At 69.4% G+C, this 18,192-nt stretch carries 16 protein-coding genes; 3 read left to right on the top strand and 13 right to left on the bottom strand.

What is annotated here, in order from left to right:
* The first annotated feature begins 123 nt into the window (after positions 1 to 123).
* A complete protein-coding gene (locus CRT60_RS11230; protein ID WP_098736512.1) occupies positions 124 to 984 on the top strand; it encodes a DMT family transporter in 861 nt (286 codons plus the stop codon).
* 4 nt (positions 985 to 988) lie between these two features.
* Here CRT60_RS11230 and CRT60_RS11225 read toward each other — a convergent pair whose 3' ends face one another.
* From CRT60_RS11225 to CRT60_RS11165, 13 genes are all read right to left on the bottom strand, one after another.
* Positions 989 to 2,461, bottom strand: coding sequence for an L-lactate permease (locus CRT60_RS11225; RefSeq protein ID WP_098736511.1), 1,473 nt, complete (start codon positions 2,459 to 2,461; stop codon positions 989 to 991).
* Between the two features lie 141 nt (positions 2,462 to 2,602).
* Positions 2,603 to 3,391 (bottom strand): SDR family NAD(P)-dependent oxidoreductase, encoded by a 789-nt coding sequence (locus tag CRT60_RS11220; RefSeq protein ID WP_098736510.1) that lies wholly within the window; start codon positions 3,389 to 3,391, stop codon positions 2,603 to 2,605.
* A gap of 83 nt (positions 3,392 to 3,474) precedes the next feature.
* A complete protein-coding gene (locus CRT60_RS11215) occupies positions 3,475 to 4,167 on the bottom strand; it encodes an SDR family NAD(P)-dependent oxidoreductase (RefSeq protein WP_244592412.1) in 693 nt (230 codons plus the stop codon).
* A 14-nt stretch (positions 4,168 to 4,181) separates the two neighbouring features.
* Complete coding sequence (locus CRT60_RS11210; RefSeq protein WP_098736508.1) at positions 4,182 to 4,946, bottom strand: 2-keto-4-pentenoate hydratase; 765 nt, start codon at positions 4,944 to 4,946, stop codon at positions 4,182 to 4,184.
* Between the two features lie 66 nt (positions 4,947 to 5,012).
* Entirely contained in the window at positions 5,013 to 6,227 is a 1,215-nt protein-coding gene (locus CRT60_RS11205; protein ID WP_098736507.1) for a sialidase family protein, read from the bottom strand.
* Between the two features lie 67 nt (positions 6,228 to 6,294).
* Positions 6,295 to 7,710 carry a sodium:solute symporter family protein gene (locus tag CRT60_RS11200; protein ID WP_098736506.1) on the bottom strand — a complete coding sequence of 472 codons (1,416 nt, stop codon included), beginning with the start codon at positions 7,708 to 7,710 and terminating at the stop codon, positions 6,295 to 6,297.
* A 101-nt stretch (positions 7,711 to 7,811) separates the two neighbouring features.
* On the bottom strand, positions 7,812 to 8,711 hold the full coding sequence (locus tag CRT60_RS11195; RefSeq protein ID WP_098736505.1) for a dihydrodipicolinate synthase family protein: 900 nt from the start codon (positions 8,709 to 8,711) through the stop codon (positions 7,812 to 7,814).
* A gap of 45 nt (positions 8,712 to 8,756) precedes the next feature.
* Positions 8,757 to 9,893, bottom strand: a complete 1,137-nt coding sequence (locus tag CRT60_RS11190; RefSeq protein ID WP_098736504.1) for an iron-containing alcohol dehydrogenase — start codon at positions 9,891 to 9,893, stop codon at positions 8,757 to 8,759.
* Positions 9,894 to 9,904: 11 nt separating this feature from the next.
* The gene (gene pdxA / locus CRT60_RS11185) at positions 9,905 to 10,939 is read right to left on the bottom strand and encodes a 4-hydroxythreonine-4-phosphate dehydrogenase PdxA (protein WP_098736503.1); all 1,035 of its coding nucleotides are present in this window, start codon (positions 10,937 to 10,939) and stop codon (positions 9,905 to 9,907) included.
* The gene (locus tag CRT60_RS11180) at positions 10,936 to 12,150 is read right to left on the bottom strand and encodes a four-carbon acid sugar kinase family protein (protein WP_244592411.1); all 1,215 of its coding nucleotides are present in this window, start codon (positions 12,148 to 12,150) and stop codon (positions 10,936 to 10,938) included. The genes pdxA and CRT60_RS11180 overlap by 4 nt, the downstream gene beginning before the upstream one ends.
* A gap of 275 nt (positions 12,151 to 12,425) precedes the next feature.
* Positions 12,426 to 13,202 (bottom strand): FadR/GntR family transcriptional regulator, encoded by a 777-nt coding sequence (locus tag CRT60_RS11175; RefSeq protein WP_244592410.1) that lies wholly within the window; start codon positions 13,200 to 13,202, stop codon positions 12,426 to 12,428.
* 98 nt (positions 13,203 to 13,300) lie between these two features.
* A complete protein-coding gene (ilvA, locus tag CRT60_RS11170; protein ID WP_098736501.1) occupies positions 13,301 to 14,860 on the bottom strand; it encodes a threonine ammonia-lyase, biosynthetic in 1,560 nt (519 codons plus the stop codon).
* 34 nt (positions 14,861 to 14,894) lie between these two features.
* Positions 14,895 to 15,833 carry a LysR family transcriptional regulator gene (locus CRT60_RS11165; protein WP_167421685.1) on the bottom strand — a complete coding sequence of 313 codons (939 nt, stop codon included), beginning with the start codon at positions 15,831 to 15,833 and terminating at the stop codon, positions 14,895 to 14,897.
* A gap of 183 nt (positions 15,834 to 16,016) precedes the next feature.
* Between CRT60_RS11165 and CRT60_RS11160 the strand changes: the two genes are divergently transcribed.
* Together CRT60_RS11160 and CRT60_RS11155 are read left to right on the top strand one after the other, a co-directional pair.
* On the top strand, positions 16,017 to 17,183 hold the full coding sequence (locus CRT60_RS11160) for an MFS transporter (protein ID WP_244592409.1): 1,167 nt from the start codon (positions 16,017 to 16,019) through the stop codon (positions 17,181 to 17,183).
* A 190-nt stretch (positions 17,184 to 17,373) separates the two neighbouring features.
* Entirely contained in the window at positions 17,374 to 18,180 is an 807-nt protein-coding gene (locus CRT60_RS11155; protein ID WP_098736985.1) for a class I SAM-dependent methyltransferase, read from the top strand.
* The last annotated feature ends 12 nt before the right edge of the window (positions 18,181 to 18,192 follow it).

The raw sequence follows: 18,192 nt of genomic DNA, 5'->3' as shown, positions 1-18,192 counted from the left end.
AGAAGTGTATTGCCCTATAGAGCAGTACAGTTTGGCTGAATTGTATGGGACTGTCCCTGTTTCCGCCAGAGGCCACCGCGCTAGGATCGTGCTGCGAATTCTGGGGTGCGGAAGGAAAGCGGGATGCGGACGTCGACGGCGGGATGGGGCAGCGGGCTGCTCGGCGTGATCATTTTCAGCGGTTCGCTGCCGGCGACGCGCGTCGCGGTCGGCGGCTTCACGCCGCTGTTCCTGACCGCGGCGCGGGCGGTCATCGCGGCGGCCCTGGCGGCGGCGCTGCTGGCGCTGCTCCGGCAGAGCTGGCCGGCACGGCGCGACCTGCCCTCGCTCGCCATCGTGGCGGTCGGCGTGGTCGCCGGCTTTCCCCTGCTGACGGCGCTGGCGCTTCAGCACATTACCTCGGCGCAGTCCATCGTCTTCATCGGCCTCTTGCCGCTCGCCACCGCCCTGTTCGGCGTGCTGCGGGGGCGGGAACGGCCGCGGCCGGCCTTCTGGCTGTTCTCGACGGCGGGCAGCCTCACCGTCGCCGGCTTCGCCCTGTGGCAAGGCGGCGGGGCGTCGCTGACCGGCGACCTGCTGATGATCCTGGCGATCCTGCTCTGCGGGCTCGGCTATGCCGAGGGTGCGGCCCTGTCGCGCCGGCTGGGCGGCTGGCAGGTCATCTCCTGGGCGCTGGTGCTGGCGTTGCCGGTGATGGCGGGCGCGGCGCTGGCGACCATGCCGGACGACTGGACCGGCGTCGCCATGCCGGCCTGGATCGGGCTCGGCTATGTGTCGGTGTTCAGCATGCTGGTCGGCTTCGTCTTCTGGTATCGCGGGCTGGCGCTGGGGGGCATTGCCGGCGTCGGGCAGTTGCAACTGCTCCAGCCCGCCTTCGGCCTGATCCTGGCGGGACTGCTGCTGCGCGAACCGGTCGCCTGGACGATGATCGCCGCGACCGGGCTGGTCGTGCTCTGCGTCGCCGGAGCGAAGCGGTTCGCCTGATCGCCTAAACCAGCCCGCCTGCCTTGAAGCCGGTCATCGCGACGATGACGGCCAGCAGGGCGAGGATGGTCGCCAGCCCGATCGGCAGGGCGCGGCGATAGATCGCCCCCTCCGACCGCTCCAGCCCGACCAGACCGGCGGCCAGCACGATGCGGCCGGGGGTCAGCATGGTGCAGATGCTGCCGGCAACCGTCTGGACCGCCGCGATCAGGATGGAGGGCAGGCCGCTCTCGGCGGCAAGGCTCAGTTGGATGTGCATCATCAGGGCGTTCGATGCCGTGTTGGATCCGGTCAGCATCCCTGCCGCGGCGCCGAAGACCGGGCTTGCCAGCACGGCGAAGCGTCCGGCCACCTCGCGCCAGGCATTGCCGAACATCGCCGCTCCGCCGGAGGCCGCCATGAAGGTGGCGAACTCGACGAAGACCAGGGTTGCCGCCATCGGCACCAGGGCGGCGCGAAGGGCGCCGCGCACCACTTTCCCGGCCTCGGCGCCCGGCAGGCCGGCCAGCAGGATGCCGGCGATCAGCACCAGCCAGGTCGCCGGATGGCGCAGCAGAGCCAGCGGGGCAAGGCCGCCGAACGGGTCTAGCACCAGCCATTGCCCGGTCCACTCCGACAGCGGCGGCAGCAGGCGGGTCGCCATCAGCCCGGCGATCAGCAGCCCATAGGGCCAGAGCCGCTCGGCCAGTTGGCGGATGCCGGTACCGCTGCGCAGCAGGCGCGGCCCCTCCACCAGCAGCAGCAGGATTGCGGTCGCCAGCCCGCCGCCGAGTTCCGGCGCGACGAACCGGTTGGTCAGCCAGATCAGCCCGGCCAGACAGAGGAGAAGGACGACGTCGGTCGCCCGCTCGCTCAGGCTGGAGCGCAGCCCCGACGACTGGATCAGCCCCCAGAACACCGGCAGGAGGCAGGGCAGCACGATCGCCATCAAGAGGGCGCTGGCGGTTCCAAGCTCGGTGAAGGACACGCCGATCAGTTCGGCCCCGACCCGGCTGCCGACGCCCATCGCGCCCCAGGCGGCCAGAACCTGACTGAACAGGCCAAGCGCCGCGGACTGCACCGGCGGCAGCCCCAGGCTGCGCAGCATGGCGAGCGCCACCACCAGACCGACGCCGAACCCCGTCACCGACTCCGCGAAGGGACCGACCAGGAAGCAGGCGACGAAGACGGCGCGCCGCCGGTTCTCCTGCGCGACCGCGGCCGTCCGCGTGCCGCGCGCCTCGAAGGCGCGGTGGAACAGCAGGCCGGCGGCGATGATCGACATCGCGTGCCATGCCAGCCATGCCCCTTCCCCCGCCTTGACGGCGGCCAGACCCAGCACCGGAGCGGCCGACGGCTGCGCCATAAGCATCGGGGCGACCATCGTGACGAGCGCCAGCGCCATGCCGGCGATTCCGGCGGACAGCAGGCTGACCCGGCGGGAGGCAAGCAGCAGGATCGTGCCGACGAGCGGCATCATGTGGAAGGCAAGAGTCATGATCGGCCAGACGCGTTCCGGAAGGGAGAGTGCCGGCGCGAATTCTGGCCGGGGCCATTGGATACTAGTATATCTGCGGTGGCGCAATCATTCGGCGCCTGCAACGGCACCGAATGATTGCGCCGGATGGTCGCGGATGCGTCAGGCCGGCGTGTCGCGGTGGATCTTGAACGGCGCCCAGGACTGGCTGACCGGCATGATCTCGACGCTGTTGATGTTGACGTGCGGCGGCAACGAGACCACCCAGCGCACCGTCTCGGCGATGTCCTCGGGCTGGAGCGGGTTGGCCCCGGCATAGAGCGCGTCGTAGGCGTCCCTGTTGCCGCCGGTGCGCACCAGGGTGAACTCGCTTTCCGCCAGGCCCGGCTCGATGGAGGTCACGCGCACGCCTTGGGCCGACAGGTCGCTGCGCAGGCCGAGCGAGAACTGCCGCACGAAGGCCTTGGTGCCGCCATAGACGTTGCCGCCCGGATAGGGCCAGTTGGACGCGACCGACGCGAGGTTCACGATCAGCCCGCGCTGCGCGATCAGCCGGGCCAGCAGCAGCCGGGTGATGGTGACCAGACCGGTGATGTTGGTGTCGATCATCGTGCGCCACTGGTCAAGGTCGCAGTCCTGCGCCGCCCCGGTGCCGAGCGCCAGCCCGGCATTGTTGACCAGGACCGAGATGTCGGCGAAGGCGTCGGGCAGGGTGGCCAGCGCGGCGCGGGTCGCCTCCTCGTCGCGGATGTCGAAGCACAGCGGATGGACGACATCCGGCCCGCCCAGCGCCTCGACCAGGGCGTCCAGCCGGTCCTGGCGCCGGCCGGTGGCGACGATCCGCCAGCCCTCCGCCACCAGCCGCCGGGCGATGGCGTCGCCGAAGCCGGAGGTGGCGCCGGTGACGATTGCAATCTTCGGGGCGGCAATCTTCGGGGCGGTGTTCGACATCCTGTGATCTTTCCTCGTGACGGAAGTGCGTGGCAACCATATAGCCCGAAATCGTCCGGGTCGATGGCCGCCCGCGCTCCAGCCTAAAGCGAAGCGCCGCCGCAGACGAGGATCTGCTGCCCGGTGATGGCCGCCGCGGCGTCGGACAGCAGGAAGGCGGTCAGCGCCGCCACCTCCTCCGGCTTGATGAAGCGGCCGATGGGCGGAAGTTTCGGCGGCAGGCCGGTGCGGTTCGGGTCCTTCAGCATCGGCGTGTCGGTCGCTCCCGGCGCCACCACATTCACCGTGACGCCGCGCGGCGCCAGCTCCAGCGCCCAGGAGCGGGCGAGACCGACCATCGCCGCCTTGGTCGCCGCATACTGGCTGCGGCCGGCGGCCCCCTGCGCGGTGCGGCTGCCGATCAGGACGATCCGGCCACCGCCGTCCGGCATGCGGGGGGCGACATGCTCGACCAGCTGCGTCGCGGCCTCCACATGCTGGCGCCACATCGCCCTCGCATCGTCCCCGGCCAGTTCGCCCAGCCTGCCGACCCGCATGACCCCGGCGGCATGGACCAGTGCGTCGACTGGCGGCAAACCGGCCAGCGCCTTCGCCACGGAGTCCGGTTCCATCAGGTCGGCCGGGGTGAAGCGCAGGTTCGGATGGTCGATGGCGGGGGCCGAGCGGCTGATTCCCTCGACCAGCCATCCATCCTGCAACAGCCGTTCGGCGATGGCGGCACCGATCCCCGAACTGACGCCGGTGACGAGGGCGCGGCGAGGATTTTCCGTGTTCATTCCGGCACTCTCCCTCATGCCACGGTCAGCTCGATGCGACCGAGGCCGGGAAAGTCGGCGACGGCGCGGCTGCCGGGCTCGATGAAGATGGTGCCGGTGCAGGACCCGGTTGTCACCGTGTCGCCGGCATGCAGCCCGCCGAACGGCCGGGCGCCGACATTGGCGAGCCATGCCAGCAGGCGGATCGGGTCACCGGCCTTGTTGCCGCCCACCGTGTCGATCCTGCGCTCGCCGTCGATGTCCAGCGTCAGCGGCTGGTGGACCGGATCGATGCGGCGCCAGTCCGCCGTGGCCGGCCCGACGATCAGCGCGCCGTGGTTGCCCTGATCGGCCAGCGAGGCGAGCGGCCCCTGCGAGCCGTAGGCGGCGAAGCGGGTGTCGCAGATCTCGAAGGCCGGATGGATGGAGCCGACGGCGTCCAGCACCTCGTCCCGTGTCCAGGGCTCGTCACGGGCGGGCAGGTCGCTCTTCAGGCGATAGACGATCTCCGCCTCGATCCCGATGACGCGGAACATCGCGGCGGGCAGCGTTCCGGTGTCGAAGAACAGCGTGTCGGCATGGATGGGCGCGCTCGACGGCTCGGCGTCGGGGGCGGAGGCCCCGACCTTCCAGGCGGTCACCGGGCCTATGCCGCGGGCGACCTCGGCCTGGATGGCGTAGGCATCGGCCTTGTCGGCGGGCATCGCCGCCGGTAGCAGGGCGTCAAGCGGGCGGTTGTCGCGGCGCGCGGCGAGCAGCGCGCCGGCGGCCTCAAGAACGGCCTCGGCGGTCATGGTCATGGGACAAGTCCCCGAAAAATGAGGAATCAGACGGGCGGGGACGCCGGCTGGCGCCCCCATCGCCGGTCAGTTGCCGCCGCCCACCCAGTCGGGGGAGACGCGGCTGTATTTGATGGCCTGCCGGAAATAGGTGAAGGCGACATGCAGGTCGCCCTCCGCCGTCTGCGTGACCGACGGATAGGAGAATTCGCGGTTCAGGCTGTCCTTGGAATTGTTGGTCATGCAGTAGCCGTCGCCGACCTCCAGGTTCCGGCGCAGCGGCCAGGTCAGACCCCCATCCTCCGACAGGGCCAGCGTCAGCGGCGCACGTGGCGCGCCCCAGAAGGCCTTGCGGGCGGGTGCCTGCGCCGGCTTTGCGGCGACCGCAACGGCGGCGCCACCGGCCGGGACGTCGTCCTCGATCTCGTCATAGAGCGAGGCGCGGCGCTCGGTGGCGTCCTCCGCACTGGACTCGTTGAACACGATGGCGAGCCGGCCGTCGGCCAGCGCGGTCACCTGGATCGAGGAGTTGTTGTTGGGCAGCCCGGTCGGAACCGGCGCACTCCAGCTGCGGCCATTGTCGGTGGAGATGCTGCGATAGACATGGTCGGCCCAGCGGCTGCGGTAGAAGGCGGCCAGCGTGCCGTCGCGCAACGGCACTACGCTCATATGGACGCAGCCGACGCTGTCGGGCACCGGATGCTCGGTCCAGCTTTCGCCGCGGTCGGAGGAGATGCGGACGGCGCTGGTGTCGTTGTCGCCCACCCACTTCTCACCCGGCGTGCCGTGGCAGAGGAAGGTCGGCAGCAGCCAGTCGCCGTTCGGCAGCACCACCACCGGCTGGCGGATGAAGATGCCGTCGCCGCCGTTGCCTTCGAACAGGGTGCGGATCGGCCCCCAGCTCTGCCCATGGTCGGCGGAACTGCGGCAGCGCACGACGGCGGTGTCCTGGTTGCCGGAGATTTGCGCGGTGTAGAACAGCCACAGCGTGCCGTCCGGCGCCGGGAACAGCACCGGGTTCTGTTCCGAGCGGGTCGGGTCGTCCGACAGCTTGACCGGATCGGTCCAGCGGTCGGAGCCCTTCGCCAGTCGCGAGAAATAGATCGAGATGTCGGGGATGCCTTCCTGGGTGCCGCCGAACCAGACGCAGCCGAGATCGCCTTTGCCGAGCACGACGATGTTGGCGGCATGGTTCTGGACGCAGGGCGACGGCAGATAGGCGTCGCGGCGCCCGGCGTCCCCGTCCACGGGCGCAACGCGCCCGCGGTCGGTGGTGGAGGGCAGGGTCGAGGGTGTGGTCATGTCGGTCACATGCAAACTGGGGAAGGGGCAAACTGGGGAAGTAGCCGGGCCGGTCAGCCTGTGGCGGTCATCCTGCGTCGGCCTGCGGCGGGGCGGCGACCATTGCCGGGGCGCTGCGGCCGCGGATCAGACGCTCAACCGCCATCACCAGCATCGGCGTCAGCAGGGCGATGTACATGTTGTCGATGCCGTAGGGATTGCCCATCACGTACCAGACGGTGGTGCTGACGGTGGCGCCCAGCAGGCCCAGCGTGGCGCCCAGGTTGCTGGCGAACAGCGGCAGGAAGAAGCCGATCATCGCGACGACCGTGATCGACAGGCGCAGCGCCCGGGTGAAGAAGGACAGCTTCAGGATTTCCGGCACGAAGAAGACGAAGATCAGCGGCAGGAAGCCGATGATGAGAGACAGGATGCGGGTGGTGCGGAATTCCTGCTCCGGCGTCGGCTTCTTCCACGGCACGTAGAAGTCACGCACCGCCAGCGAGGCGATGGCGAGCGCCACCGTGCTGACGCTGACGAAGACCGAGGCGACGAGCGAGGTGGTGACGATGGCGGCCATCAGCGGGTGCATGGCGTCGAGGAACACCGGCAGCGCGTACAGGCTCTTCATGTCGGGATGCAGGTAATGCGCGGTCACGCCGATCAGCGCCAGCATGATGCCGAGCGGCAGGCAGAAGATCGCGGCATAGAAGGCGGAGCGCTGGGCCTCGCCGGCGCTGCGGTTGGACGAGATCGCCTGGATGACGAACTGGGTGGAGAAGATGGCGCCGACGGTGCCGATGACCCAGGCGAAGATCGTCGGCATGCCGATGGTGCCGTCGATGGTGAAATAGTGGGCCGGCAGCTTCTCCACCATCGGGCCGATGCCGCCGCTGAGCGACAGCGCGGTGCCCAGCAGCAGGGCGATGCCGAGCAGCTTCAGTCCGCTGTGCAGGATGGTGACGTAGGCGATGCCCTTCAGCCCGCCGAACACGTAGTAGAAGGTGCTGACCACAGCGATGATGACCATCGCCCAGGTCAGGTTGAGGTTCATGACGGTGGACAGGGCGGCGGCACCGCTGATGTAGTTGCCGACATTCACCAGCAGCAGCGCATACATCATGATGATCGACACCGTCCGCATGGTGGAGGTGCCGTAATATTTCGCGATGGCGGCGGAGATGGTGTATTCGCCCGATCCGTAGATGCGCTTGGCGAAGAACAGGCCGAACAGCAGGAAGCCGATGGAGGCACCCAGCACCGACCAGGCCGACGCCATGCCGGAGCTGAAGGCTTCCTGCGCCGTGCCGACGGTGGATTTGGCGCCGATGAATTCGGACATCAGCAGGACGCCGACGACGGCCGCCGGCATCGATCGCGCGGCATTCATGAACTCGCCGTTGGTGCGGCTGCGCAGCCGGATGGTCAGCCAGGAGGTGAAGAGGATGTAGAGGACGACGATTCCCAGGATGAGCGCACTTTCTCCACTGGTGAAATGGTTCATGGACGGTGTCTCCCTAACGGGCGGATGGGTCCGCCTTCAGTGTTGTTCAGGGGGTTGGCGCCGGCCTGTTGCGTCGCGGCGCCATGCGGCGTGGAACAGCGTCACACCGCTTCGGCGTAGCGTGCCGCGATTGCCTTGACCTGGGCGTCCACCTCGTCGGCGATCAGCACCGGGGCGCGGCTGAAACCGACCTCCGGCATGGCGCTGCGGAGAGCGCGCTTGACCATCGCCGGCGGGAAGCCCAGCGCGTAGAGTTCCTTGCGGAGCGTGCTGAAATGGGTCTGGTGCCTGTCGGCCGCGGCATCGTCGCCGGCCACGAAGGCGGCATGGATGCCGTTGAGCGTCACCGGCGCAATGTTGCCGAGGCCGGAGATGCAGCCGGCCGCACCGTTGCGGAGGCCATGCAGCACCAGCGAATCTGGGCCGACCAGCACGTCGAAATCGTCACGGTCGCGCGCGATGGCGAGGAAGCCGTCCAGGCTCTCCTGCGAGCCAGCGCTGTCCTTGATGCCGATGATGTTGGGGTGGTCGGCCAGGATGCGGGCGGTCTGCGGTTCCAGCGTGTTCCCGGTGCGGGCCGGGATGTTGTAGAGATAGACCGGCACCGTCAGCGCATCGGCGATGCGGCGGTAATGCTCCACCAGCTCGGCCTGCGAGCAGGCGATGAAGGACGGGGTGATGGCGGAGACCGCCTTGACGTCCAGCCGTTCGACCGCCTTGCCCAGCGCGATGGTCTGGTTGGTGGAGATCTCGCCGATATGGGCCAGCACCGGCACCGTGCCGTCGGCGGCCTCGACGCAGGTCTCCGCCACCGCCAGCTTCTCGTCGAAGGACAGGGCGTAGAATTCGCCGTTGGTGCCGGCGCAGAAGACGCCGTTGCCGGCGGACGCCTGCCGCTTCACCTGCCGTCGCAGCGCTGCGAATTCGACGCGTTCGTCGCCGTCGAAGGGGGTGACGATCGCGACGAAGGGTCCGCCGATCTTGCCGCTGGTCTTGCTCATGGGATTGGCCTTTTCACGAACGGGATGAGGGCTGGCGCCGCGCCGTCAGGCGGCGGCGCGGTACATGCCCAGGATGTCCTCGCGGCTGAGATCGCGCGGGTTGTTGTCGAGCAGCCGGCGGATGGCGTGCGCCTCCTCGGCCATGCGCGGCAGATCGGCTTCGGGCACGCCGAACGCCGACAGCCGCATGGTGCAGCCGAGCTTCACGCACCAATCGTGCGCGGCCTTGAACACCGCGGCCGGATCGGCGACCGTCGGCAGGCCCAGCGCTTCCAGAACGGCGGCGGTCTTGGCCGGGACGGCCGGCGCGTTGAAGGCCAGCACATGCGGGAAGATCAGCGCGTTGGCGGCGCCATGCGGGATGTGGTGGCGGGTGCCCAGCGGATAGGCGACGGCATGGCCGGCGGCGGTGTTGACCGGACCCAGGCAGATGCCGCCATAGAAGGACGCCAGCGACAGGCCGGCCCGCGCCTCGCGGTCGTTGCCGTCGGCGATGGCGCGCGGCAGGAAGCGGCCGACCAGCCGGATGCCTTCAAGCGCATAGAGATCGATCAGCGGATGGGCCTTGCGGTTGGTGTAGGCCTCCACGCAATGGGCCAGCGCGTCGACGCCGGTGGCGGCGGTCACCGCGGCCGGCACGCTCAGCGTCAGGTCGGGATCGACCACCGCGACATCGGCCAGCATATGGACGCTCTGCACCGCCAGCTTGCTCATCGTCGCCGGGTCGGTGACCAGCGCGCGGGTGCCGACCTCGCTGCCGGTGCCGGCGGTGGTCGGCACCTGCACCAGGACGGCGCGCTTGCCCGCCACCTTCTCCGGCCCGACCACGTCGCGGATGGTCTGGCCGCTGCCGGGCAGCACGGCGGCCAGCTTGGCCAGATCCATGGCGCTGCCGCCGCCGAAGCCGATCACCACCTGCGGCTCCACCCGTTCGGCGACCGCGAGCAGCGCCTCAAGGTTGGGAACGTCGGGTTCGGGCTTGATGTCGGCGAAGATCGTGACGGCGCCCTCCAGCCCCAGCCGGTCCACCCGCGCCGCGTTGAAGGCGTCGGCGACCACCAGGATGCGGGTCAGGCCGCGCTCGCGCACCCAGCGGCCGGTCTCCGCCGCGGTGCCGGCGCCGAAGACGACGCGGGGCGGACGGAGCAGGTCGATGGGCGTGGTCAGGTCGATGGTGTTCATGATCGGGTTCCTCAGGCGGCGACGCGCACGCGGGTGGCGGCCAGCTTTTCGGCGTAGTCGATGGCCTCGATCAGGCTCAGCTCGTTGGCGATGCCCTTGCCGGCGATGTCGAAGGCGGTGCCGTGGTCGACGGAGGTGCGGATGATCGGCAGGCCGAGCGTGATGTTGACGCCGCTCAGCGCGTCCCAGGTGCCGGTTTCCGGATTGACGTTGAAGCCCAGCAGCTTGACCGGGATGTGGCCCTGGTCGTGGTACATGGCGACCACCGCGTCATACTGGCCGGCGCGCAGCTTGACGAAGATGGTGTCGCCCGGCACCGGCCCCACGACATCCAGCCCGTCGGCGACGCATTGGCGGATCACCGGCTCGGTCACCTCGATGTCCTGGCGGCCGAACAGCCCGCCCTCGCCGGCATGCGGGTTCAGCGCGGCGATGGCGATGCGACGGCGCGGCAGGCCGAGCCCGGCCAGCGTCTCGTCCGTGCGGTCGATGACGTAGCGCAGCCGTTCCGGCGTCAGTTTCTTCGGCACATCCTCCAGCGCGATGTGGGTGGTGACGTGGCTGACCCGCATGTTGCCGTGGGCCAGCATCATCACCGAACCGCGTGCGCCGGTCAGTTCGGCCAGCAGGTCGGTGTGCCCGGCGAAGTGATAGCCGGCCTTGTTCATCGCCTCCTTGTTCAGGGGTGCGGTGACGATGCCGTGGATGCGGCCGGCTTCGGCCAGCCGCACCGCGCGCTCCACCGCCAGATAGGCGAAGCGGCCGCCGTCGACCGACAGCACGCCGGGACGGATCGGCTCGCCCTCCGGCCCGGCCTGGAGGCAGGCCAGCGCCGGCCACTCGCCGTCGATGTCGCCCACCTCGGGGAAGTCGAGGTCGCTGCCGAGCGCATCGCGTGCCGCATGGAGGGCGGGGTTGCTGCCGATGACCAGCAGGCGCAGCGACCCGTCGGCCAGCCGGTCCTTCAGACGCGCGCAGGCCTTCACGATGATCTCCGGCCCGACGCCGGCCGGATCGCCCATGGTGATGGCCAGATGCGGTGTCATGCTTGTTCTCCCTGATGAAGCGGCGCAGCCAGCGCAAGCAGCCGGCGCAGCAGTGACGGGTCGCCGAACGCGCCCGATTTCGAAATGACGCGGACCCCGTGGAAGCGTCCGCCGCGCAGGATGGAGCAGGGCACCCCCGGCCAGACATGGCCGTCGAGGTCCAGCCGGTCGGCCTCCAGGGCGAGGCAGAGGCCGCGCAGGGTCTCGCCGCCCGCCGCCAGCAGCGTGCCGGGCGGGTCGAGCCGGCGGACCAGCCGGGCGAATTCCCGTTCGATCCGTTGCGCCGCGTCGCTCCGCGCCAGCCCGTCGGGCAGGGCGAGGGTGGCGAGCGCGATGCCGTCGCGGTCCAGCCGCTGGGCCAGCACCGTGGCCGAGGTCGGGCCGCCGTCGGGCAGCGCCAGCACATGTTCCGGACAGGCGTCGATCTGCGCCGTCATCGCCGGGTGGTTGGTACCGAACAGCCCGAGAATCGGCCGTGGCAGCCGCATGGCCACGGGATCGCAGGCGGCGGTGCCCATCTGGCGGGCCAGCGCTCCGGCCAGCCCGCTGCTGCCGCACCACAGCACGCGCCCGTTCAGCGCGAGGCCGGCGGCGGCGATGGCGTCGAGATCTGCATCGGTTTCGGCATCCCACAGGCTGACACCCGCTGGCACCGCCGCGCCGGGGCAGCAGGGCTGGACCGCAAAGCCTTCCCGCTCCAGATCGGCGCGCAGGTCGCTGGCCGCGGCTGTCCAACTGCGGGCGTCATCGCCGCGGGCAAGCTGGATACCGCCGCGCGTGATGCGGCCCTGGTAGGGGAAGGCGGGGGCGACGATGACATGATCGGGAGCGGTGGCGGCGATCCAGGCGGCGATTTCCGCCCCGGCATGGCCGCGCAACAGGCTGTCGAGCTTGGCGTAATGCAGCGAGCCGGGGCTGCGCGGCAGGCCGGCGGCGATGGCGGCGACCCGGCGGCGGGCCTCGTCCCGCGTCGCCTCGCGCGTGCCGCTGTCGAAAGCGAGCGCATTCGGCAATGCCGGATAGGGCAGGCTCTGCCAGTAGACGGGGATCGGACCGGCGATGGCGGCGAACTGTGCGGTGGCGAACTGTGCAGCGGTGTCGAGCGCCCCGGTCAGGTCGTCGGCGATCAGGCACGGATGCAGCGTTGCCGATGATCCGGCCGCCGCCTGGATGCCCTGTGGCGATCCGTCCTGTGGAACCATGCTGTCCATGGGTGGTCCCCATCCTTGAGGGCGGCGGTCATCGCAGTGCGACGGCCGGCAGCCGGGCGCTCCCGACGCCCTTGACGATGACCCACTCCATCATAGCGCTGCGGAGATGTCAATATGTTGTAATGTTGTTGAGGGCAAAAATAAGGAATATGGCGGGGAGATCGGGCAATGCAGATTTACATGTTGCGCCAACAAGCCGCGGGCGCGCCGGTCCGCCTGCACCAGCGACGGCCGGGCGGTGCGGTTCTGCCGGAAAGCAATTGCAGGTCAGCGATTTACAGCGAGAGGTCCAGCGCCCGCCCTTCGAACACCCGGTCGCGCGAGCCTTCCAGATGCTTGCGCATCCGCTGGCGTGCGGTTTCGCCGTCCCGCTGGCGGATGGCGTCGAAGATGCCGCGATGTTCGTCGTACACGCCGGTCAGGCCGGAGCTCGGACCCATCAGCGACACGCCATGGAACTTCATGCCGACGGAGATGTGGTCCTTCAGCGCCTGCATCGACGACATGTAATAATGGTTGTTCGTCGCTTCGGCGATGGCGGTGTGGAAGGCGTAGTCGGCATCCTCGCGGTGCCGGTGGGCACGGGTCGCATCGTCCATCAGGCTCAGAGCCGCGGCGATGCGGTCGAGTGCTGCGTCGTTCCAGCGCAAGGCCGCGTGATAGGCGTGGTCCGGCTCGATGGTCAGGCGGAACTCGTAACAGCGCTGGATGTCGGCGATCGTTTCCACCGGCGCATAGCCCAGCACCGGCTGGCTTTCCTCCGCCGCCACCCGGACGAAACTGCCGGCGCCCTGGCGGGAATAGATCAGCCCGTCGTTGCGCAGCCGCTTCAAGGCCTCCCGCACCACCGGGCGCGACACTTGGAAGCGGGCGGCGAGGTCGTTCTCGCCGGGCAGGCGCTCGTCGGGCTTGAAATCGCCGGCGCTGATCTGGGCCAGCAGCAGCTGGTAGATCCGCGTGACCAGCGGCGTCTGGCGGGGGCGGAGCAGCGGCGTGCCCTCCCCGCCGTCCGACACCGCAGCGGTCATCGCGCCGTGTTCACTCGACTCCATCCTGTCACTCCCGCTCCGCTGGCTGCCGTCCCTCGGCTGTCAGGTATTTGTAAACATGTAAGGACCAACTTGCCAGCTTTTAGGGAGCGCTCCGGGCATCAGCCCTGCGGTTCGGCCAGGAACATCCGGTAGGCCGGGTTGCCGGTCTCATCCCAGCAGGGATAGCCAAGCTCGTCCAGGCAGCGCCGGAACCGCGTCCGGTCCTTGTCCGGCACCTGGATGCCGGCCAGCACGCGGCCATAGTCGGCGCCGTGGTTGCGGTAATGGAACAGCGAGATGTTCCACTCCTGCGCCAGGCCGTTCAGGAACTTCAGCAGGGCGCCCGGCCGCTCCGGGAACTGGAAGCGGTAGAGCAGCTCGTCCTTCAACCCGCGCACCCGGCCGCCGACCATGTAGCGGACATGGAGCTTCGCCATCTCGTTGTCGCTCATGTCCAGAACCGGGCAGTCCAGCCCGCGCAGCAGATCGATGATCTGGCGCTTCTCCGCATCGCCCTCGGTCAGCTGGACGCCGACGAAGATCTGCGCCTCGCGGTCGTCGGCGTAGCGGTAGTTGAATTCGGTGATCGACCGCTTGCCCAGCGCCTGGATGAATTGCCGGTAGGCGCCCGGCCGTTCGGGAATGGTGACGGCGAGCAGCGCCTCGCGCCGTTCGCCGATCTCCGCCCGTTCGGCGATGTGGCGCAGCCGGTCGAAATTCATGTTGGCGCCGCTGCCGATGGCCACCAGCCCCTTGCCCTGCAACCCTTCGCGCCCGGCATATTTCTTCAGGCCGGCCAGACCGACGGCACCCGACGGTTCGGTGATGGCGCGGGTGTCCTCGAAGATGTCCTTGACGGCGGCGCAGATCTCGTCGGTGTTGACGGTGATGACCTCGTCCAGCAGTTCGCTGCACAGCCGGAAGGTCTCGGATCCGACCTGACGGACGGCGACGCCGTCGGCGAACAGCCCGACCTGATCCAGCTGCACGCGCTTTCCGGCCGCGATGGCGGCGCCCATGCTGGCCGCGTCGTCGGGCTCGACGCCGATCACCTTCACGTCGGGGCGCAGGAACTTGACGTAGGCGGCGATTCCGGCGGCCAGCCCGCCGCCGCCGATCTGCACGAAGATGGCGTCCAGCGGGTGCGGGTGCTGGCGCAGGATTTCCATGCCGACGGTGCCCTGGCCGGCGATCACGTCGGGATCGTCATAGGGGTGGATGAAGGTCAGCCCCTTGTCGGCCTCAATCTGGCGGGCATGGAGATAGGCGTCGTCGAAGACGTCGCCGTGCAGAACGACCTTGCCGCCGCGGCTCTTGACCGCCTGGACCTTGATGGCCGGCGTCGTCCGCGGCATGACGATCACCGCCTTGATGCCCAGCTTCTGCGCCGACAGCGCCACGCCCTGGGCGTGGTTGCCGGCCGACGCGCACACCACCCCGCGCTCCCGCGCCTTCGGCGGAAGCCCGACCATCTTGTTGTAGGCGCCGCGCAGCTTGAAGGAGAAGACGGGTTGCAGATCCTCGCGCTTCAGCAGGGCGATGTTGTTCAGGCGCTGCGACAGCCGCGGCATCGGGTCGAGCGGGCTTTCGATCGCCACGTCATAGACGCGCGCGGTGAGGATTTTGCGGACATACTCGTGCATGAACATCGGCCTTCCTGAACAAGTCGCGGACACCATAGCAAAGCCGTGGCAATGCTGCCGCCTTTTGACGCTATGGCGCCTGCACCGCGCGGAAGGCGAGGGGCACGGCGACGCGCATCACCTCGATGAAACGGCGCAGGCGGGCCGGCTGGTGGCGGGCGGGATGATAGACCAGACTGACGGGCAGGGTGGGCGCCTGCCAGTCCGGCGCCAGATGCACCAGCCGGCCCGCCGCAAGATCGTCCACCAGCGCCCATTGCGAGGCGATGGCCGCCCCCAGCCCGAGGAGCGCCGCGTTGCGGATCGCCTGCAGCCCGTCGGTGGACAGGCGCGGCCGGATGGGGAAGCCGACCGTCTCGCCGGTCCCGGCATGGGTCAGCGTCACCTCTCCCCGGTAGAAAGTGCGCAGAGCCAGCCAGGGCAGGTCCGCCAACTCGTCCGGATGCTGCGGCAGCGGCCGGCCGCCGAGCAGGGTGGGGGAGGCGACGGCGATCCGCGGCACTTCCGCCAGCCGCAGGGCGACCACCGACGGATCGGCGATCTCGCCGACGCGGATGGCGCAGTCGATGCCCTCGGCGATGAAGTCCGGCATGCGGTCGTGCAGCAGCCATTCCACCGTCATCCGCGGATAGCGGCGCAGATAGTCCGCCACCGGCCCGATCAGCTGCTGCTGCCCGAACGCATGCGGTGCCAGCACCCGCAGATGGCCGGTCGGCTGGTCGTCGGCGCCGCGGACATCGCTTTCCAGCATTTGCCAGCCGGCCAGCAGATCCTTGGCCCGCTCGTAACAGAGGGTGCCGTCCTCCGTCAGGTTCATCCGGTGGGTGGAGCGGTGCAGCAGCCGGACGCCGAGCGTCCGTTCCAGCAGTTGCAGGCGGCGGCTGACCGTCGGCTGGGTGCTGCCCAGCTGTGCGGCCGCAGCCGACAGGTTCCCCGCCTCCACGATGCGGACGAAGGTCTCCAGCAGGGCGATGCGGTCGCTGCCGACCGCCGAGAGGTCATTGCTCATACGTGAAGCGTATAGCAAATCTACACCCGGTCCGGCTACCGTCTCCTGCGCCCCGCCGCCATACTCCCTCTCAACCAAGACACTGTTTGCCCTTGAGGGGATCGAACGATGACAACCATTCAAACCGCGCATGCAACGCCGATGGCAAGTGCAATCCCGCTGGCGCCTGCGCATGACGGAGGGATGAGCCGGCCGCTGGTGTTCCTGATGGCCGCGGGCACCGGTCTGGCGGCGGCGACCCTCTATTACAGCCAGCCGATGCTGGGCGTGCTCGGCGCCGACATCGGGGCGGCGGACCGGACGGTCGGCTGGGTGCCGACGCTGACCCAGCTGGGATACGCCTTCGGCATCCTGCTGCTGGCGCCGCTGGGCGACCGCTTCGACCGCCGCCGCATCATCCTGGCGAAGGTGTCGGTGCTGGTCGCGGCCCTGCTGGCGGCGGGCTTCGCGCCGTCCATCGGCGGCTTGCTGGCGGCGAGCCTCGTGATGGGGCTTTCGGCGACGCTGGCGCAGGACATCGTCCCCGCCGCTGCGACGCTGGCCCCGGCGGAGCATCGCGGCCGGGTGGTCGGCACGGTGATGACCGGCCTGCTGCTGGGCATCCTGCTGTCGCGGGTGGTCAGCGGCGTCATCGCCGAACAGTTCGGCTGGCGTGCCGTGTTCGTTGCCGCCGCCGGCAGCATCGCCCTGCTGGGCGCCGCGCTGTGGCGTGGGCTGCCGCGCTTCGCGCCGACGACCGATCTTGGCTATGGCGAGCTGCTGGGGTCGCTGGTCACGCTGTGGGCCCGTCATCCCGGCCTGCGCCGGGCGGCGATGGCGCAGGGTCTGCTGTCGCTGGGCTTCAGCGCCTTCTGGTCGACCCTGGCGGTGATGCTGCATGGCGCGCCGTTCCATCTGGGCGCCGCTGCGGCCGGTGCCTTCGGTCTGGCCGGTGCGGCCGGTGCGCTGGTGGCGCCGATTGCCGGCCGCATCGCCGACAGCCGCGGCCCGGCGCTGATGACCCGGCTGGGCGCCGGTCTGGCCGTGCTGTCCTTCGCCGCCATGGCGCTGTCGCCGCTGCTGCCCGAGGGTGGCCGCCTGTGGCTGCTGGTGGCGAGCGCCGTCGGCTTCGACCTGGGCGTCCAGGCCTCGCTGATCGCCCACCAGACCATCGTCTACGGCATCGACCCGGCCGCCCGCAGCCGCCTGAACGCGGTGCTGATGGTCGGCATGTTCATCGGCATGGCGGCCGGCGCCACGCTGGGCAGCCAGGCCCTGGCCGCCTGGGGCTGGAACGGCGTGGTCGCCGTCGCCACAGCCGCCTCGGCCGCAGCCTTGGTCCTGCGGCTCCTCACCCGGTCGGACCGCTGAACAATCCATTTCCTAAGATAACTGCACGCCCTGTAGAGCCATGCCGAAACGCATGGCTCTACAGGGCTTTTTGTTGCGATTTCGTCGATTGCCGGACCCAAGGAGCAGGCGTCCGCCCCCAATTGGCCGTCGCCCGCATCGTCGGCGGGGAATAAGCTGAGCGATCCCGCATTTTGAAATGGGGGGCGACATGGCTGACGTGGACAAGGCATTCGCAGGGGCGATTCCGGCACTCTATGACCGTTATCTCGGCCCCCTCCTGTTCGAACCCTATGCCGGCGATATGGCACGGCGGCTTGTGGGGATGGAGGGGCGGATTCTGGAAACGGCGGCCGGAACCGGGATCGTGACGCGCGCCCTGGTCCAGACCCTGCCGGCAAGCGTCGAACTCGTTGCGACGGACCTCAATCAGCCGATGCTCGACCATGCGGCGCAGAAACTGGATGCCTCGCAGGTGATATGGCGGCAGGCGAACGCCCTGAGCCTGCCCTTCGAGAGCGATGGCTTCGATGCGCTCGTCTGCCAGTTCGGCGTGATGTTCTTCCCGGACAAGCCCGCGGGGTTTGCCGAAGCACGCCGGGTGCTGAAGCCGGGAGGCCGCTTCCTGTTCAGCGTGTGGGACCGGATCGAGGACAACGAGATCGCCGCGGTCGTCAGCGCTGCCGTCGCCGCGGCCTTTCCCGACGATCCGCTCGGCTTCATGGCACGGACGCCGCATGGCTACCATGACACCGGGCGGGTCCGCGACGACCTCCAAAAAGCCGGCTTCACCGACATCGCAATCGAGACCGTGACCCTGCGCAGCCGGGCGGCGACGGCTGCCGATCCGGCGACCGGCTTTTGCCAGGGAACGCCCATGCGCCTGGAGATCGAGGCACGGGATGCAAGCCGTCTCGACGAGGTGACGGACCTCGCCGCCCAGGCCATCGCCCGGCATTTCGCCGACGGTCCCATCGACGGCAAAATTCAGGCGCATGTGATAACGGCGGTGGCCTGAGCCGGCGGCACA

It is taken from the genome of Azospirillum palustre, from assembly GCF_002573965.1.
In the GTDB taxonomy this organism is placed as follows: Bacteria; Pseudomonadota; Alphaproteobacteria; order Azospirillales; family Azospirillaceae; genus Azospirillum; species Azospirillum palustre.
This window is presented reverse-complemented; position numbering and strand designations above follow the sequence as displayed.

Excerpts from the sequence above, each read along its gene's own strand:
- CRT60_RS11180 (WP_244592411.1), bottom strand. The coding sequence starts at position 12,150 with ATGGACAGCATGGTTCCACAGGACGGATCGCCACAGGGCATCCAGGCG.
- CRT60_RS11175 (WP_244592410.1), bottom strand. The coding sequence starts at position 13,202 with ATGGAGTCGAGTGAACACGGCGCGATGACCGCTGCGGTGTCGGACGGC.
- CRT60_RS11165 (WP_167421685.1), bottom strand. The coding sequence starts at position 15,833 with ATGAGCAATGACCTCTCGGCGGTCGGCAGCGACCGCATCGCCCTGCTG.
- CRT60_RS11195 (WP_098736505.1), bottom strand. The coding sequence starts at position 8,711 with ATGAGCAAGACCAGCGGCAAGATCGGCGGACCCTTCGTCGCGATCGTC.
- CRT60_RS11160 (WP_244592409.1), top strand. The coding sequence starts at position 16,017 with ATGAGCCGGCCGCTGGTGTTCCTGATGGCCGCGGGCACCGGTCTGGCG.
- CRT60_RS11190 (WP_098736504.1), bottom strand. The coding sequence starts at position 9,893 with ATGAACACCATCGACCTGACCACGCCCATCGACCTGCTCCGTCCGCCC.
- CRT60_RS11230 (WP_098736512.1), top strand. The coding sequence starts at position 124 with ATGCGGACGTCGACGGCGGGATGGGGCAGCGGGCTGCTCGGCGTGATC.
- pdxA (WP_098736503.1), bottom strand. The coding sequence starts at position 10,939 with ATGACACCGCATCTGGCCATCACCATGGGCGATCCGGCCGGCGTCGGG.
- CRT60_RS11215 (WP_244592412.1), bottom strand. The coding sequence starts at position 4,167 with ATGAACACGGAAAATCCTCGCCGCGCCCTCGTCACCGGCGTCAGTTCG.
- CRT60_RS11205 (WP_098736507.1), bottom strand. The coding sequence starts at position 6,227 with ATGACCACACCCTCGACCCTGCCCTCCACCACCGACCGCGGGCGCGTT.
- CRT60_RS11155 (WP_098736985.1), top strand. The coding sequence starts at position 17,374 with ATGGCTGACGTGGACAAGGCATTCGCAGGGGCGATTCCGGCACTCTAT.
- CRT60_RS11225 (WP_098736511.1), bottom strand. The coding sequence starts at position 2,461 with ATGACTCTTGCCTTCCACATGATGCCGCTCGTCGGCACGATCCTGCTG.
- CRT60_RS11210 (WP_098736508.1), bottom strand. The coding sequence starts at position 4,946 with ATGACCATGACCGCCGAGGCCGTTCTTGAGGCCGCCGGCGCGCTGCTC.
- CRT60_RS11200 (WP_098736506.1), bottom strand. The coding sequence starts at position 7,710 with ATGAACCATTTCACCAGTGGAGAAAGTGCGCTCATCCTGGGAATCGTC.
- ilvA (WP_098736501.1), bottom strand. The coding sequence starts at position 14,860 with ATGGTGTCCGCGACTTGTTCAGGAAGGCCGATGTTCATGCACGAGTAT.
- CRT60_RS11220 (WP_098736510.1), bottom strand. The coding sequence starts at position 3,391 with ATGTCGAACACCGCCCCGAAGATTGCCGCCCCGAAGATTGCAATCGTC.